The organism is Mesorhizobium sp. M0598 (assembly GCF_040320865.1).
Lineage (GTDB): Bacteria > Pseudomonadota > Alphaproteobacteria > Rhizobiales > Rhizobiaceae > Mesorhizobium.
Genome location: NZ_JAMYQL010000002.1, coordinates 372,265 through 390,023, shown reverse-complemented (window position 1 = coordinate 390,023; position 17,759 = coordinate 372,265). Strand labels below are relative to the sequence as shown.

The 17,759-nt window shown below is 65.1% G+C and carries 8 protein-coding genes; 6 read left to right on the top strand and 2 right to left on the bottom strand.

The features are described 5' to 3' along the window. Positions 1-223: 223 nt before the first annotated feature. Both hutC and NKI59_RS04980 read right to left on the bottom strand, forming a co-directional pair. The gene (gene hutC / locus NKI59_RS04985) at positions 224-985 is read right to left on the bottom strand and encodes a histidine utilization transcriptional repressor HutC (protein WP_352702715.1); all 762 of its coding nucleotides are present in this window, start codon (positions 983-985) and stop codon (positions 224-226) included. Further along, entirely contained in the window at positions 982-2,334 is a 1,353-nt protein-coding gene (locus NKI59_RS04980) for a formimidoylglutamate deiminase (RefSeq protein WP_352702712.1), read from the bottom strand. The genes hutC and NKI59_RS04980 overlap by 4 nt, the downstream gene beginning before the upstream one ends. Positions 2,335-2,432: 98 nt before the next feature. Between NKI59_RS04980 and hutI the strand changes: the two genes are divergently transcribed. From hutI to NKI59_RS04950, 6 genes are all read left to right on the top strand, one after another. Beyond that, positions 2,433-3,668, top strand: a complete 1,236-nt coding sequence (hutI, locus tag NKI59_RS04975; RefSeq protein ID WP_352702710.1) for an imidazolonepropionase — start codon at positions 2,433-2,435, stop codon at positions 3,666-3,668. Continuing rightward, positions 3,665-5,200 (top strand): histidine ammonia-lyase, encoded by a 1,536-nt coding sequence (hutH, locus tag NKI59_RS04970; RefSeq protein WP_352702707.1) that lies wholly within the window; start codon positions 3,665-3,667, stop codon positions 5,198-5,200. The genes hutI and hutH overlap by 4 nt, the downstream gene beginning before the upstream one ends. 587 nt (positions 5,201-5,787) lie before the next feature. After that, complete coding sequence (hutG, locus tag NKI59_RS04965) at positions 5,788-6,606, top strand: N-formylglutamate deformylase (RefSeq protein ID WP_352683436.1); 819 nt, start codon at positions 5,788-5,790, stop codon at positions 6,604-6,606. Between the two features lie 32 nt (positions 6,607-6,638). Then, positions 6,639-8,309, top strand: coding sequence for a urocanate hydratase (gene hutU, locus NKI59_RS04960; protein ID WP_352702705.1), 1,671 nt, complete (start codon positions 6,639-6,641; stop codon positions 8,307-8,309). Positions 8,310-8,317: 8 nt separating this feature from the next. Next, positions 8,318-8,905: a HutD/Ves family protein gene (locus NKI59_RS04955; protein WP_352702702.1), complete on the top strand. Its 588-nt coding sequence runs from the start codon at positions 8,318-8,320 to the stop codon at positions 8,903-8,905. Positions 8,906-9,172: 267 nt separating this feature from the next. After that, positions 9,173-17,743: a glycoside hydrolase family 94 protein gene (locus NKI59_RS04950; RefSeq protein WP_352702700.1), complete on the top strand. Its 8,571-nt coding sequence runs from the start codon at positions 9,173-9,175 to the stop codon at positions 17,741-17,743. The last annotated feature ends 16 nt before the right edge of the window (positions 17,744-17,759 follow it).

Genomic DNA, 17,759 nt, shown 5'->3' with positions numbered 1-17,759 from the left:
ACCGATAACAGAGTGACGAAGGCAGCGTTCTGTCACACCCCCCTCTGGCGGGGGGGGGGCCCCCCCCCCCCCCCCGGGGGGGGGGGGGGCCGGGGCGCCGCCCGCCCCCCCGCGCGGGGGGGGGGGGGGGGGGCCCGCGGCGAGGTTGCACCGACCCCACCCCGCGTCACAAAATGCCGCCATGCGGCAATTTGCTCCGCGACCCTCCCCTCGAGGGGGAGGGTTACCCCGTTGACGGCGTGAACCGCGCCACCAGCGTGTGGTTCTCTGCCGCATAGGTGAAGCGGACATGGGTGACAGGGTGCTCGGCGCTCCATGTCCGCCGCTCGATCACCAGGCACGGCGCACCGGTCGCGATGTCGAGCGCCGCCGCGATGTGCTTTTCGGCGGCAACCGCGCGGATGCGATGCTCGGCCGCACTCCACGGCACACGGCCGATCAGCCACGGACCGGGCGCGGTGTCGAAAAATGCCTCTTCCGCGGCCTCCGGCACGGCAGCCAGGTTGATCAGCCGCTGCTCGTGGGCAAACGGCCGCTTGCCGGCGAAATGCCGGCATTCCAGCACCAGCACCGGCCCGGCGACGTCGAGTTCCAGCAGGGCGCGGTCGTCGGCGCTGCTGCGCCTTCTGTTTCGCGCTATGCGCTCATAGCGGTAGGGCAGGCCAAGTGCCTCGACCTCGATCCGGATGTCGTGGATTTCGAGAACGGCTGCCTGCGACTGCGGCCGGCGGACAAAACTGCCGGAGCGACGCCGGCGCTCGATCAGCCCGGCCTTGGCCAGTTGCGACAGCGCCTTGTTCACTGTCATGCGCGAACAATTGTATTCGGCCGTCAGTTCATGCTCGAACGGAATGCGGTGGCCGGGCGCCCAGGCACCCGACAGGATCCGTTCGCTGATGTCCGACAGGATGCGCTGGTGCAGCGAAAGAACCTCGCCGCCGTCCGCGCTTCCAGAATCCGCGCTTATTGCCTCGATCATGCTCATGCCGAAAGCGCCGTCATCACCTTGCGGAAGCGCTCGGCGATGGCATCGCGCCTGGCATGCCTGCCGCCGCTGACCAGTTTCTTGCCATGCACCCAGACGCAATCGACCTTGGTGCCGTTGGCAAAAATCCAGGCGTCGAGGATTGCATCGCCCGTCTTGCCGGCCAGCGATGGATGCTTGCCGTCGAGCGAGACGAAATCGGCCGAGGCACCTGCTGCGATCTGCGAGGGGCCGGCGCCCAACGCGGCACTGCCACCATCGAGCGCTGCATCGAACAAAGCACGGCCGGTCGAGCCGCCGGCGACCGCCAGCACGTTGCGGGCGCGGTGGGCGAGGCGCTGCGAATATTCGAGCTGCCGCAACTCGTCCGGCAGGCCGATCAGTACGTTTGAATCCGAGCCGATGCCGAAGCGGCCGCCATGCTGCATGAACAAGGACGCGGCAAAGGTGCCGTCGCCGAGATTGGCCTCGGTGATCGGGCAGAGACCGGCAACGGCGCCGCTTTTCGTCATTTGCACCGTCTCGGTCTCGGTCATGTGGGTGGCGTGGATGAGGCACCAGCGCCGGTCGACCTTGGCGTTGGCAAGCAGCCATTCGACCGGCCGCGCTCCGGACCAGGCAAGGCAGTCCTCGACCTCCTTCATCTGCTCGGCGATGTGGATGTGGATGGGCCCCTCCGGCGCCATCACCGTGATGTTTTCCAGTTCCTCCGGTGTCACGGCACGCAGGCTGTGCGGGGCGACGCCCACGACGCCTTGATTCAGCGCGCGAATGGATTCGCGGCATTTCTCAACAAGCCGCGAGAACTGGTTCACATCGTTGATGAACCGGCGCTGGCCTTCATTTGGCGCAGCGCCGCCGAAAGAGGAATGCGCGTAGAACACCGGCAGCAAAGTCAGCCCGATGCCTGTCTCGGACGCTGCAGCAACAATGCGCTCCGCCATCTCGGCGATGTTGGCATAGGGCCGGCCGTCACGGTCGTGGTGGAGATAGTGAAACTCGCCGACGCGCGAGAACCCGGCCTCCAGCATCTCGACATAGAGCTGGGCCGCGACCGCCTCGACTTGGTCCGGCGTCATCGACAGCGCGAAACGGTACATCACCTCGCGCCAGCTCCAGAAACTGTCGGCGGAAGGGCCGCGCAATTCGGCAAGGCCGGCCATGCCGCGCTGGAAGGCATGGCTGTGCAGGTTCGGCATCCCTGGTAGCAGGATGGCACGGCGCTCGTCGCCAGGCAGGAGCGAGGTATTCGCCTTGACCGTGGCGATCCTGCCGTCGGAGATGACGATCCGCACATTGCTGTGCCAGCCGTCGGGCAGAAGCGCCTGTTCCGCAAAGATTCCTGTCACGTTTTTCTCCAAATCCCGGTCTGCCGTGCGATGATAGCGCTTGCAGTGCCTTTTCATATGTATATACATAATCGTCACCTATTGAAACGGAAAAGATGATGGCTGCAGAGAGCAAAAGCCGGGCAGGAGAGCTTCGCCTCTGGCGCAATGCGCGCCTCGCGACCATGGCCGAAAGCAGCGCCGGGTCAGGCGTCGTCGAGCACGGTGCGGTCGCCGTGCGCAACGGCCGGATCGTCTATGCCGGGCCGGAAGTCGACATGCCGGCGGCTCTCCGCGAGGGCGCCGAGGCGACCGACTGCGAAGGCCGCTGGATTACGCCCGGCCTGATCGACTGCCACACCCATCTGGTCCACGCCGGCAACCGTGCCAATGAATTCGAGATGCGGCTGGCCGGCGCCAGCTATGAGGAGGTTGCCAAGGCCGGCGGCGGCATCGTCTCATCGGTCAAGGCGTTGCGCGCGGCGAGCGAGGACGAACTGGTCGGCCAGTCGCTGCCGCGCCTCGATGCGCTGATTGCCGAAGGCGTCACCACCGTCGAGATTAAATCCGGCTACGGTCTCGACCTCGAAAACGAGAAGAAGTCGCTGCGCGCCGCACGACGGCTGGGCGGTGAGCGGCCGGTGACGGTCAGGACCACTTTCCTCGGCGCTCATGCGCTGCCGCCCGAAGCAAAAGGTGACAAGGACGCCTTTATCGATCTTGTTGCAAAGCAGATTTTGCCGGCCGTCGCTGCCGAGGGCCTGGCCGATGCCGTCGACGGTTTTTGCGAAGGCATTGCCTTTTGGCCGGAGCAGATCGCCCGCGTCTTCGATGCCGCGAAGGCGGCGGGTCTGCCGGTCAAGCTCCATGCGGACCAGCTGTCCAATCTGCACGGCGCCGAACTTGCGGCGCGCTATGGTGCGCTATCGGCCGACCACCTCGAATACACCGACGAGGCGGGTGCGGCGGCGATGGCGAAGGCAGGAACCGTGGCGACCATCTTGCCCGGCGCCTACTACTTCATCCGCGAGACCAAGAAGCCGCCGATCGCCCTGTTTCGCCAGCATGGCGTCAGGATGGCCGTTGCCAGCGATAACAATCCCGGCACGTCGCCGCTGACATCGCTGCTGCTGACCATGAACATGGCCGCGACATTGTTCGGCCTGACCGTCGATGAATGCCTTGCCGGCGTTACCCGCGAGGCTGCCCGCGCGCTCGGGCTGCTTGGACAGACCGGTACGCTGGAGGCCGAAAAATCCGCCGATCTGGCGATCTGGAACGTCGAGCGCCTGGCCGAACTCGTCTACCGCATGGGCTTCAACCCGCTGCATGCCCGCATCTGGAGGGGACAATGACCGAACTCAAGCTAAGGCCGGGCAATGCCACGCTGGCCGATTGGCGCGCCATCTATCGCGGCGCCGCACTGAGGCTCGACGATGCCTGCCGGCCGAAGATCAAGGCCAGCGCCGAGGCCGTCGCCAGGATCGTTGCCAAGGGCGAGCCGGTCTATGGCATCAATACTGGCTTCGGCAAGCTGGCCAGCGTCCGCATCCCCGCCGCCGATCTGGAAACGTTGCAGCGAAACATCGTGCTGTCTCATGCCGCCGGCGTCGGCGAGCCGATGCCCGTCGCAATCTGCCGGCTGATGATGGCGCTGAAGCTGGCCAGCCTGGCACAGGGCGCCTCCGGCGTGCGGCCGCGGACGATCGAACTGATCGAGGCGATGCTGGCCAACGACGTTATCCCCGTGGTGCCGGCGCAAGGCTCGGTCGGCGCTTCCGGCGACCTTGCGCCGCTGTCGCACATGACCGCCGTGATGATCGGCGTCGGCGAGTGCTTTACCCCGCATGGCCGCTTTCCCGCCAAGGTCGCCTTCGTTTCGCACGGCCTGGAGCCGGTGACACTGGGCGCCAAGGAAGGCCTGGCGCTGCTCAACGGTACCCAGTTTTCGACCGCCTATGCGCTTGCCGCTTTGTTCGAGGCGGAAGTGCTCTACCAGTCGGCACTGGTCGCCGGCGCGCTGTCGACCGATGCCGCCAAGGGCTCCGACGCTCCGTTCGATCCACGCATCCATCTGCTCAGGAAACATCGCGGCCAGATCGAGACGGCCGAGGCGTTGCGCAATTTGATGGCCGGCAGCGCCATCCGTGAATCGCACCGCGTCGGCGACGAGCGCGTGCAGGATCCGTATTGCCTGCGCTGCCAGCCGCAGGTGATGGGCGCAGCACTCGACGTGCTCCGCAAGGCCGCCGAGACGCTCGGCACCGAGGCCAACGGCGTCACCGACAATCCGCTGATCTTTGCCGAGGACGACTCCGCACTTTCGGGCGGCAATTTCCATGCCGAGCCGGTCGCCTTCGCCGCCGACATGATCGCACTCGCCGTCTGCGAGATCGGCTCGCTGTCGGAACGGCGCATCGCCATGCTGGTCGATCCGGCGCTGTCGGGCATGCCGGCCTTTCTCACGCCCAAGCCGGGTCTGAATTCCGGTTTCATGATCCCGCAAGTAACGGCCGCGGCGCTGGTTTCTGAAAACAAGCAAAAGGCCTATCCGGCCAGCGTCGATTCGATCCCGACCTCGGCCAACCAGGAAGACCACGTCTCGATGGCGGCGCATGGCGCGCGCCGCCTCATCGGCATGGTCGAGAATGCGACGGCCGTCATCGGCATCGAATTGCTGGCCGCCGCGCAAGGCTGCGATTTCCACGCACCGCTGGCCTCTAGCGCGGCACTGGAGGCGGTGCGCCGGCTGGTCAGGGCAGAGGTGCCGCATCTCGACAACGACCGGCACTTCCACCCCGACATGGAGAAGGCCATCGCCATGATACGCAGCGGCGCGACGGTTAAGGCCGCGGGTGCGGTGAAACTGCCGGGCGTTGCGTTATGAGGCGGTGTGCCGTGACAGGTCGCGTTCTGTCGCGCCCCCCTCTGTCCTGCCGGACATCTCCCCCTCCAGGGGGGAGATTGGCTGTCGTCTCGGCTTTCGCCAATCTCCAGCGTTGCAGGACTGAGCGAGGCGCCGAAGCTGCCAATCTCCCCCCTGGAGGGGGAGATGTCCGGCAGGACAGAGGGGGGCGCTGTCCCGCCGACGTCCAGCCAGAAACAAAAAACCCGCCTCAAAGGCGGGTCGTTGGGCCGAATCAGCACCATACCGAAATTAGTAGCATAGCTGCCGGCACAAAGCAAGAACAAAATGCGTCGCAGCGGGAAGAAAAATGCGAATTCCCTGCGCTGCCGCGCCTTATCGGCAAACCCGACGTCGGTACGCTAGGTCGAGTTCCTTCGCGCCCCCCTCTGCCCTGCCGGGCATCTCCCCCTCTAGTGGGGAGATTGGCAGCTGCGGCGCCTCGCTCAATCCTGCAACGTTGGAGACTGGCGGAAGCCAGTGTGACGGCCAATCTCCCCACTAGAGGGGGAGATGTCCGGCAGGACAGAGGGGGGCGCCGTAGAGCTCCCAACGCGGGAAAATCTTCTATGACCTCACCCTCCTGGCTCACCGTCACCCAAGGCACAGCACCCCTGCTGGTTTCGATCCCGCATACCGGCATCGATCTCGCCGGCCTCGACAGCCGGCTGGTCTCGCCCTGGCTCGGCCGCCGTGACGCCGACTGGTGGATCGACAAGCTTTATGACTTCGCCGAGAGCCTCGGCGCGACGGTCGTGCATACGGCGATTTCGCGCACCGTTATCGACGTCAACCGCGATCCGTCCGGCGTTTCGCTCTATCCCGGCCAGACGACGACTGGGCTCTGCCCGACAGAGACCTTTGACGGCGATCAGCTCTACCGCAAGGGTGAAGAGCCGGGACCGTCGGAGATCGACGAACGCCGCGAGAAGTTCTTCGTACCCTATCATGCCGCGCTGCAGGCCGAGATCGACAGGCTGCGCGCTTTGCATGGGAAGGTCGTCGTCTATGACTGCCATTCGATCCGCTCGGTGCTGCCGCGCTTATTCGAAGGCAAATTGCCGGTCTTCAATCTCGGCACCAATGACGGCAAGAGCGCCGATCCGACGCTGCAAGCGACGGTTGGCCAGATCCTCGCCGAAACCGGCGAGAGCTACGTCGTCAACGGCCGCTTCAAGGGCGGCTGGATCACGCGCCATTTCGGCCAGCCGCAAGCCGGCGTCCACGCGCTGCAGATGGAACTCTCCAACCGCGGCTATATGCGCGAGCCCGAAGGCAAGGGCGAACCGGCTAACTGGCCGGTGCCTTACGAGGCCGAATTCGCGGCGCCGATCCGCGTCACGCTGAAGAAGATCCTGGAAACCGCGATCGCCTGGGCCGAACGCTGACGCGCGGTGCACCTCACTCGAAAGGGACAATCATGACCGATCCTCGCCACAACATCCGTGAAGTGCGCAGCCCGCGCGGCAGCGAGCTCAACGCCCGCAGCTGGCTGACGGAAGCGCCGTTGCGCATGCTGATGAACAATCTCGACCCAGACGTCGCCGAAAACCCCAACGAGTTGGTCGTCTATGGCGGCATCGGCCGGGCGGCGCGCACCTGGAACGATTTCGACCGCATCGTTGCCTCGCTGAAGACGCTTGGCGACGACGAGACGTTGTTGGTGCAATCGGGCAAGCCGGTCGGCGTGTTCCGCACGCATCCTGACGCCCCGCGCGTGCTGATCGCCAACTCGAATCTCGTGCCGCACTGGGCGACATGGGAGAAATTCAACGAGCTCGATAAAAAGGGCCTTATGATGTACGGCCAGATGACGGCCGGCTCGTGGATCTACATCGGCACGCAAGGCATCGTGCAGGGCACCTACGAGACCTTCGTCGAGGCCGGCCGCCAGCATTATGGCGGCAATCTCAGGGGCAAGTGGATCCTGACCGGCGGCCTCGGCGGTATGGGCGGTGCCCAGCCGCTCGCCGCGGTGATGGCCGGCGCCTGCTGCCTGGCGGTCGAATGCGATCCCGACCGCATCGATTTCCGGCTGCGCACCCGCTATGTCGATGAGCGCGCCGACACCCTTGACGAGGCCTTGGAAAAGATCGAGCGCTGGACCAAAGCCGGTGAGGCGAAATCGGTTGGCCTGGTCGGCAACGCCGCCGACATCGTGCCGGAACTGGTGCGGCGCGGCGTGCGCCCCGACATCGTCACCGACCAGACCTCGGCGCATGACCCGCTCAACGGCTATCTGCCCAAGGGCTGGTCGCTGGCCGAGTGGCGCGAGAAGCGCACCAGCGACCCGAAGGCCGTTGAAAGAGCTGCCCGCGCGTCGATGCGCGAGCATGTCGAGGCGATGGTGGCGTTCTGGAATGCCGGCGTGCCGACGCTCGACTACGGCAACAACATCCGCCAGGTGGCGAAGGAGGAGGGGTTCGAGAATGCTTTTGCCTTCCCGGGTTTCGTGCCGGCTTATATCCGTCCGCTGTTTTGCCGCGGCATCGGCCCGTTCCGCTGGGCAGCGCTTTCCGGCGATCCAGAGGATATCTACAAGACCGACGCCAAGGTGCGCGAGCTGACCCCCGGCAACACCCATCTGCACAACTGGCTCGACATGGCGCGTGAGCGCATCGCCTTCCAGGGCCTGCCGGCGCGCATCTGCTGGGTTGGGCTTGGCGATCGCCACCGGCTCGGCCTCGCCTTCAACGAGATGGTCGCCAGGGGCGAACTGAAGGCGCCGGTGGTCATCGGCCGCGATCACCTCGATTCCGGCTCGGTCGCCTCGCCGAACCGCGAGACGGAGGCGATGAAGGACAGCTCCGATGCCGTCTCCGACTGGCCGTTGCTCAATGCCTTGCTCAACACGGCGTCCGGCGCCACCTGGGTGTCGCTGCACCATGGCGGCGGCGTCGGCATGGGCTTTTCGCAGCATGCCGGCATGGTCATCGTCGCCGACGGCACGCCCGAGGCGGCCAAGCGCCTGGAGCGGGTTCTGTGGAACGATCCGGCGACCGGCGTCATGCGCCACGCCGATGCCGGCTATGACATCGCGATCGAGTGCGCCCGGGAGAACCAGCTCAACCTGCCCGGCATTTTGGGCTGAGCCGCGCCTTGCGCATCCTTCGGGCAGCCGAATACCGCTCGATGCCGTGGAAGAACGGCGGCGGGGTGACGACGGAGATTGCCGTCTCGCCGCCAGGTGCCGGGCTCGACGATTTCGACTGGCGCGTCTCGATGGCGCTGGTCGAGGGCGGCGGCCCATTTTCCGGATTTGCCGGCGTCGACCGGACCTTGGCGTTGCTGGAAGGCGAGGGCATGATCCTCGACATCGCCGGCCGGCTACCGGTCGAAATCATCAAGGCTTCCGCACCGCTTGCCTTTCCGGCCGACGTGCCGACGCAAGCCACGCTGATCACCGGTCCGATCACCGACCTCAACGTCATGACCCGCCGCGCCCGGGCGATCCACACGGTCGAGCGCCTGCTGATTTCGGCTCCGACGGAGATCCAGGCCGAAGCCGATGAAACACTCATCCTATGCGTCGACGGCGAACTCAGCGTGGCCGGCGCGGCGCCCATGCAACTTGGGCCGCTCGACGCGCTGTTGCTCGGGGCGCAAGCGCCGGAACTGCGCCTGGATCCGGTCCGGCCGGCCATGCTGTTCGTGATCCGCATCGACCGCATTGCCGGCAACGATTAACGTCTGTTTCCAAACATGATCGTGACGCCGGCCAAATATCGCGTAAGCTGGTCGCTGCATCACGAAAAAGCCTGAATCTTCCGCCGATCAGAAGCCGAAACGATGCTCATAGTGCCCGCCTGGAAGTTGTCGAAAGACGGCATCTTGTCGTGGTGCGGAAACAAACTTTCGGCCAAGTGTTGCGATGCAACCAATTGCATTTGGACCGGTTTTAGGGACATTGCCGTGGCGGTGACGCCGCACTGCGTCCCCAACACGGAACCTTAGATGAATATCCAGACCAATCTCGCACAGATCGAAAAGACGAGCGCCAGCTTCCCGGCTGTTACCGACGTGCCGATACGCTCCAATTTCCTGCCGGAAGATCGGCTGCGCGCTTTGGGCGCAGCCCTTGCCAATGGCGACGCCAAGGACTTGTTCGGTCTGACGCCTTTCGATTTTCAGGCGCGCATCCGCGACAGCGCCAGGAAAATTCTCGATGTCTACCGTTCCACCAACGCTGCCCAGGCGAGGGGCGAAACGATCACGCCCGCGGCGCAGTGGCTGCTCGACAACAACTACCTGGTCGAGGAGACCATTTTTCAGGTCAAGCGCGACCTGCCGCGCCGCTTCTACCGCCAGTTGCCGACGCTGAAACTGTCGGATGGATCCAGCGTGCCGCGCGCACTGGCGGTCGCGTGGACCTATGTCGCGCATTCCGACAGTTCCGTCTCGTCGGCCATGTTCAAGGCGATCGTCGAAGGCTTCCAGTCCGTCGAGCCGCTGAAGATTGGCGAATTATGGGCGCTGCCGTCGCTGCTGCGCTTCGTCCTGATCGAGAACCTTCGCCGGATCGCGGTCCGCGTCAATCGCACGCGGGAACTGCGCCAGATCGCCAACGAGGTCGCCGACCGTGTGCTGGCGACGGACGACAGCGCCGACCGGCAGGCGATACTTTCCCACTACAGCGCCCATGCGCAGGACACCACCTTCGCCACCCAGTTGCTCTACCGGCTGCGTGACGGCTCGCAAAATGCCGGCAGGGCGCTGGAATGGTTGGAGGGCGAGCTGGAAAGGACCGGCTCCGACGCCGAGGAGATCATCCTCAGCGAGCACCACACGCTGTCCAGCGGCAACGTGACCACCGGCAACATCATCCGCGGCCTGCGCCTGATCAACGACATCGACTGGACGGTGTGGTTCGAGGGCGTCAGCCGCATCGACACCTTGCTGCGCGAACGCACCGATTTCGCCGCGCTCGATTTCTTTTCGCGCGACCAATACCGGACTGCGATCGAGGAGCTGGCGCGCCGTTCCGATCTCTCCGAATTTCGCGTTGCCGAAAGGGCGATCGAGCTCGCCGGCCATGCTGCCGATGCACCGGGCTCCGAAAACGGTCCGATCGCTCACACCGACGTCGGCTTCTTTCTGGTCGGCCCGCGCCGGCAGGAGCTCGAGCGGTCGATCGGCTACCGGCCGACCATCGGTAAGACGCTCAACCGGACCTTCCGCAAGACCGGATGGCTGGGCATCGTCGTGCCGGTGTTTGCGCTGACGGTCCTGCTTCTGGTCGTTTCCGGCAATGCGCTTGCCAATCTCGGCCTGTCGGTGCCGTCGATCGTCCTGATGCTGGCCCTGTTCGCGGTGCCGGCCAGCGAAGGCGCGCTCGCATTCTTCAACACCGTCGTCTCGCTGTTTTTGAAGCCGACGCGTCTCATCGGCTATGATTTCAGGCACGGTGTGCCGCCCGAGGCGCGCACGCTGGTGGTGGTGCCGTCGCTGATCGGCTCGCGTGACGATGTCGAGGAGAACATCCGCAACATCGAGGTGCATCACCTCGCCAACACGGCGGGCGAAGTCTATTTCGCGCTGCTTTCCGACTGGCCGGACTCGAAGACCGAGATCGATACGGCGGATGTCGAAATCCTCGAATTCGCCCGCGCCGAAATCGCCAGGCTGAACGCCCGCTATCCCTCGGAAGGGGCGCCGCGCTTTTATCTGCTGCATCGGCGCCGGCTCTACAACGCATCGCAAGGCGTCTGGATGGGCTGGGAGCGCAAGCGCGGCAAGCTGCACGAATTGAACCTTCTGCTGCGCGGGGACAGCGACACCACCTTCCTGCCGTTGGAAGTGCCATTGCCGGAGAGCGTCGTCCACGTGATGACGCTGGACGCCGACACCCGCACCACCCGCGACGCCGTCGCTGCGCTGGCCGGCAAGCTTTGCCACCCGCTCAACCGTCCGCATTTCGATGTCGCACGGCGCGAGGTTACCGCAGGTTATTCCATCCTGCAGCCGCGTATCACCGCGTCGCTGACCAGTGGCGACGAGGCATCGTTCTTTCAGCGTGTCTTTTCCGCCAATCGCGGGCTCGATCCGTACGTCTTTGCCGTGTCGGACCTCTACCAGGACATCTTCGGCGACGGTTCCTTCACCGGCAAGGGTCTTTACCATGTCGACGCCTTCGAGGCGGCGTTGAAGGGCCGCATCGAGGAAAACACCATCCTCAGCCATGATCTGCTCGAAGGCGCCCTGGCGCGCTCGGCCTTGGTCACCGACGTCGAACTGGTCGAGGACTACCCGACCCGCTATTCGGTCGACGCGTCGCGCCACCATCGCTGGGCACGCGGCGACTGGCAGCTTCTGGGCTTCATTCTTGGCCCGCGCTCAAACGTGCCGGCGCTGTCGCGCTGGAAGATGGTGGACAATCTGCGCCGCTCGGTGACGCCGATCTTCTGGGTGATGGCCGCGATCGCCGGCTGGACGCTGCTGCCCTTCACGCAGGCCGCCCAATGGCAGGCGCTGCTGATCCTCACGCTGTTCATGGCGCCCACTTTCGACATCGTCGACGCCATCCTGCCGAAGAGCGGCGACCAGACGCCGCGCGGCCATTTCTCGGCACTGGCACGCGACGTTGCCTTCGGCACTGCCCTGGTGGCGCTGAAGATCGTGCTGATGGCGCATCTTGCCTGGATGATGGGCGACGCGATCATCCGCACGCTCTACCGCCTGTTCGTCAGCCGCCAGAACCTGCTCGAATGGCGCACCGCCTCGCAGGCACACAAGGGCGGCGACAACGATCTCGGCTCCTACTACAGCATCATGTACGGCGCGGTGATCATCGGCGTCGTCGGCCTCGCTGTCCCGGTGCTGGCCGATTCCACCGGCGCCTTCGTCGCCTTCTTCTTTGCCTTGTTCTGGATCGGCTCGCCCGCCATCGCCTGCTGGATCAGCCGTTCGGCCGAAACCGAGGACCGCCTGCGCATATCGGCCGCCGACATCCACGCGCTGCGCACCGTGGCGCGGCGTACATGGCACTATTTCGAGACCTTCGTGACGGCCGAGCATCACAATCTGCCGCCGGATAATTTCCAGGAAAGCCCGGCCCCCGTGGTGGCGCCCCGCACCTCGCCGACCAATATCGGCGTCTACCTGCTGTCGGTGATTTCGGCACGCGATTTCGGCTGGATCAGCCTCTCCGACGCCGTCAACCGCATCGACGCGACCATGTCGACCATCGAGAGCATGCCGCGCGACCGCGGCCATCTCTTCAACTGGTATGACACGACGACCCTGAAGCCGCTCTACCCGCTGTACATTTCGGCGGTCGACAGCGGCAATCTCGCCGGCCATCTGGTGGCCGTGGCCGCTGCCTGCGCCGAATGGGCCGAAGCGCCGTCGGTGCATGTGCAGGGCGACTTCGAAGGCATCCTCGACACCGTCACCATCCTCGACGAAAGCCTTGAGGAACTGCCCGACGACCGGCGTCAGTTGCGGCCCTTGCGCCAGCGGCTCGCCGACCGTCTCGACGGCATGCGGCGGGCGGTCGAATTGATCAAGGCGCAGCCGGAGATGGCGTCGATCCGTACCATCAACCTGGCCGTCCTGGCCGGCGAGATACGCAAGCTCGCGACAGCCATCCACACCGAGGCCGCGTCGACCCAGAGCGACACCATCGCCGATTGGGCGGCCAGGCTCGAGGCCACCTGCGAGGCGCATGTGCACGACGCGCACAGCGACGAAAACGCCGTCGCGGCATTGCGGGCCAAGCTTCTGACGTTGCGCGAGCGCACGCGCCGTTTCGCCTTCGAGATGGATTTCTCGTTCCTGATGCGGCCCGAACGCAAGCTCTTGTCGATCGGTTACCGGGTCGAGGAGCATCAGCTCGACGAAAGCTGCTACGATCTTTTGGCCTCCGAGGCGCGGCTGACCAGCCTGTTCGCCATCGCCAAGGGCGATTTGCCGACCGAGCACTGGTTCCGGCTCGGCCGGCCGATCGTCGAGATCGGCTTCCAGGGCGCACTGATGTCCTGGTCCGGCTCGATGTTCGAATATCTGATGCCGCCACTGGTGATGAAGGAGCCGCAAGGCAGCATTCTCAACCAGACCAGCAAGCTCATCATCAAGCGCCAGATCCAGTATGGCCGTTCGAAGAACGTTCCCTGGGGGATTTCGGAAGCGGCCTACAACGCCCGCGACCGCGAGCTGACCTATCAGTACACCAATTTCGGCGTGCCCGGGCTCGGCCTGAAGCGCGGCCTTGGCCAAAACACGGTGATCGCGCCTTACGCGACCGTGCTGGCAGCGCAGTTCACGCCGCATGAATCCGTCCAGAACCTGGCCAAGCTCAGGCGCCTGGGCGCACTGGGCCGGCACGGTTTTTACGACGCGGTGGATTTCACGCCGCAACGCGTTCCCGAGGGCACCGACCACGCCGTCGTGCTCAACTACATGGCCCACCACTCCGGCATGTCGATTGCCGCAGTTGCCGATGCGATCTTCGAAGGGCGCCTGCGCGACCGCTTCCACAGCGATCCGGTGATCGAGTCGGCCGAATTGCTGCTGCAGGAAAGGGCGCCGCGCGACATCCCGACTGCGACCGTCAGGACCGAGGCCGACGAGCGCTCGAAGGACGAGACCGAGCTGGAAAGCCCGGATACCCGCATTGTGCTCGATCCGCTCAGGGCACTCCGGTCGACCAGTGTCATGTCCAATGGCCGCTATTCGGTCATGGTGACCGCCACCGGCTCCGGCTACAGCCGCTGGGGCGAACTTGCCGTCACGCGCTGGCAGCCGGATCCGACCGAGGACCGCCTTGGTTCCTATATTTTCCTGCGCGACGCAAGCAACGGCGACTGGTGGTCGGCCACCGCCGAGCCGAAGCGCGCCGCCGGCGAGCGTGCGCAGACGCTGTTCTCCGACGACAAGGCGAGCTTCGTCAAATCGATTGGATCGCTGCGTTCGGAAGTCGAGTGCATCGTCATCTCGGAAGGCAATGGTGAGGGCCGACGGGTGACGCTCCACAATGATGGCCCCGCCGACCGGCATATCGAAGTAACCTCGTTTGCCGAACTGGTGCTGGGCTCCGAGCCCTCGGATAATGCCCATCCGGCTTTTTCGAAGATGTTCGTGGAAACCGAGATCGCGCCGAACAACGGCGCGATCTTCGCCACCAGGCGCAAGCGCGAAAAGGACGAACCCGACGTCACCATGGTGCATTTCGTCACCGACCCGTCTGGATCGGCGCGAGACGCCGAGGCGGAAACCGACAGGCGCGCCTTCATCGGCCGCGGCCGCACCATCACCGAAGCGGCTGCCTTTGATCCCGGCGCCAAGCTTGGCGGCCATTCCGGCTTCACCCTGGATCCGATCGCATCGCTTCGCCGGCAGGTGCGCGTGCCGGCCAACAAGAAGATTTCGCTGACGTTCTGGACCGTCGTCGGTACCCATCGCGCCGAATTGGATGCCGCCGTCGCACGGCTCGACCATCCCGAAAGCTTCGCCCGCCAGGCGATGCTCGCCTGGACGCGCTCGCAGGTGCAGACCCGGCACCTTGGCCTCAGCCTGTCCGACGCCGCCAATGTGCAGAAGCTGGCGCGCTATCTGATCTATCCCGATCCGTTCCTGCGCCTTCCGGGCGAATCCATCGTCTCCGGGCTCGGCAGGCAGTCCAGCCTGTGGCCGACCAGCATATCCGGCGATTTTCCGATTTTCCTGGTCAGGATCGCCGATGTCGCCGATCTGGAGATCGTCGCCCAGGCGCTTCGCTTCCAGGAATACATGCGCGCCCGCGGCATGATGATCGATTTTGTCGTCGTCAACGAGCAGGCGTCGTCCTACGTGCAGGACCTGCAGCGCGCGGTGGAGACGCTGTGCGAAAACAGCCGGTTGCGCGGCAAGGAGCTCGGACCCCGCCAGCACATCTTCGCGGTGCGCCGCGATCTGATGGAGGAAACGACCTACAGGACCTTGCTCGCCGTCGCTCGGGTGGTGCTGCATACGCGCAACGGCACCATCTTCGACCAGATCGAGCGCGCCGAGGCCGCGGCACTGCAGGCGCGGGACGCCGCCCTCCAGCCGGCAGACCTTGCAGCGCTTCGCGAGCCGTCCTTGCCGGTGCCGACGTCGCAAGTATCTGCCGCCCAGGCACTAATCGAGGGCCGCGTCGACGGCAGCGGGCTCGACCAATGGAACGGTTTCGGCGGCTTCGACGGCGGCGGACGCCACTACGTCGTGCGTCTTGCCGGCCGGCGCACGACGCCGCAGCCGTGGATCAACGTCATCTCCAACCCATCGTTCGGGTTCCACATTTCGGCTGAAGGCGCTGCCTTCACCTGGAGCCGCAACAGCCGCGACTATCAGTTGACGCCATGGTCGAACGATCCGGTCACCAACCGGCCGGGCGAGGGCATCTATATCTACGATCATGCCAATGGCAGGGCGTTCTCGCCAATGGCTGCCGTGGTGCGTGATCCGACAATGACCTACGAAACCTGGCACGGGCAGGGTTTTTCGACGTTCCGCTCAAAACGCGGGCCGCTGTCGATGGACCTGACCCATGTTGTCGATCCCGTCGATCCGGTGAAGATATCGCGGCTGCGCATCCAGAATTCGGGTTCGGTGCCGATGCGGCTGCGCGTCTACGCCTATGCGGAATGGGTTCTTGGCGGCCATCGCTCGCGCACCGCTGCAAGCATCGTTCCGTCGAGGGATGCCGCAACCGGCGCATTGCTGGCGCAAAATCCCTATGGGCTCGATTTCGGCGAGCGGATCGCCTTTCTGGCCGCCGACGGTGCTGTGCATTCGGTCACCGCCGATCGCGGCGAGTTCATCGGCAGGCAAGGCACGAGCGAGTTTCCGCATGCCGTGCTGAGCGGCGCCGGCCTGTCCGGCCGTGTCGAGGCCGGCGACGATCCCTGCGCGGCCATCGCACGCGACATCGACATCGCTGCCGGCGGCGACGTCACGCTGCTCTGGCTGCTCGGCGACGCGGCCTCGCCCGAGGCGGCCAGGGCGCTGGTGCAGACCCATCGCTCAAGGGATTTCGATCAGCGGCTGGCCGACAACAAGCGCACATGGCGCGGCTTTCTCGACACAATCCAGGTCGAGACGCCGGACAAGGCCCTCGACGCCATGGTCAATCACTGGCTGCCCTATCAGAGCCTGGCCTGCCGCATCCGTGCCCGCTCTGCGTTCTATCAGGCGAGCGGTGCCTTCGGCTTCCGCGATCAGTTGCAGGATACCTTGGCTTTGCTGGCGCATGACCCCAAGCTGGCGCGTGATCAGATCCTCAATGCGGCGCGGCGGCAATTCCCCGAAGGCGACGTGCAGCATTGGTGGCTGCCGCGCACCGAGGCCGGCGTCCGCACCATGATCTCGGACGACGTGGTCTGGCTGGCCCACGCCACGGCCCGCTACCTGCTGGTGACCGGCGACACCGCGATCCTGAAGGAGCAACTGCCCTTCATCGAAGGGCAGGCGCTGGGCGAAAGCGAGCACGATGCTTTCTTCATCCCGGAAATATCGAAGAAGACAGCCTCGCTCTACGACCATTGCGCGCGGGCGCTCGATCTTGCCGTCAAGCGCAGCAGCCCGGCCGGGCTGCCGCTGATCCTCGGCGGCGACTGGAACGACGGCATGAACCGCGTCGGCGAGCACGGCAAGGGCGAGAGCGTGTGGCTGGGCTGGTTCCTGCTGAAGACGCTGGGCGACTTTGCCGCTGTCGCCAAGGCGGAGCGCGATGCCAAGCGCGTGCAGGCCTGGACGAAGCACGCCGAGGTGCTGAAGCGGGCGCTGGAAAGCACCGCCTGGGATGGCGAGTGGTATCGGCGCGGCAGCTTCGACGACGGCACGCCGCTCGGCTCGCGCAAGTCGGACGAGTGCAAGATCGACTCGATCGCCCAGTCCTGGAGCGTGCTTTCGGGCGAGGGCGACCCGGCGCGGTCGACCACGGCAATGGCGCAGGCGATGAAAGCGCTCGTCGACGACGACCTCAAGATCGTCAAACTGTTCACCCCGCCGTTCTCGAAGACGGAAAAGGACCCGGGCTACATCAAGAGCTATCCGCCGGGGGTCCGTGAAAACGGCGGCCAATACACGCACGCGGCGACATGGTTCGTCATTGCGCTCGCCGAGATGGGTCGCACCGACGATGCCTACCGTTGCCTTTCAATGCTCAATCCGGTCAACCATGCGCTCGACGAAGCCGCGGCAGAGCGGTACCGGGTGGAACCTTATGTGGTCGTGGCCGACGTTTATTCCGGGCAAGACAAGGGCGGCCGAGGCGGCTGGACCTGGTATACCGGGTCGGCGGGCTGGCTTTATCGAGCTGCGGTCGAGAGCATTCTCGGCATAGAGCGCCGCGGACAGCGCCTCCAGTTCACGCCGAGACTTCCTAGCCATTGGGACGGCTATTCGGCAACTCTGAAGATGCTGGGCGCCGAGATCAAAGTACGCGTCGTCCGCGACAAAAAGGCCCGGGCCATCTCACTTGAAGTGAATGGCACGAAGACCAAATCTTCGTCCTTCGAGCCAAAAGCCGGAGATAGTGCCGAGGTGGTCGTCAGAATACCGGCCTAGATTCAAGGGCTTGGAG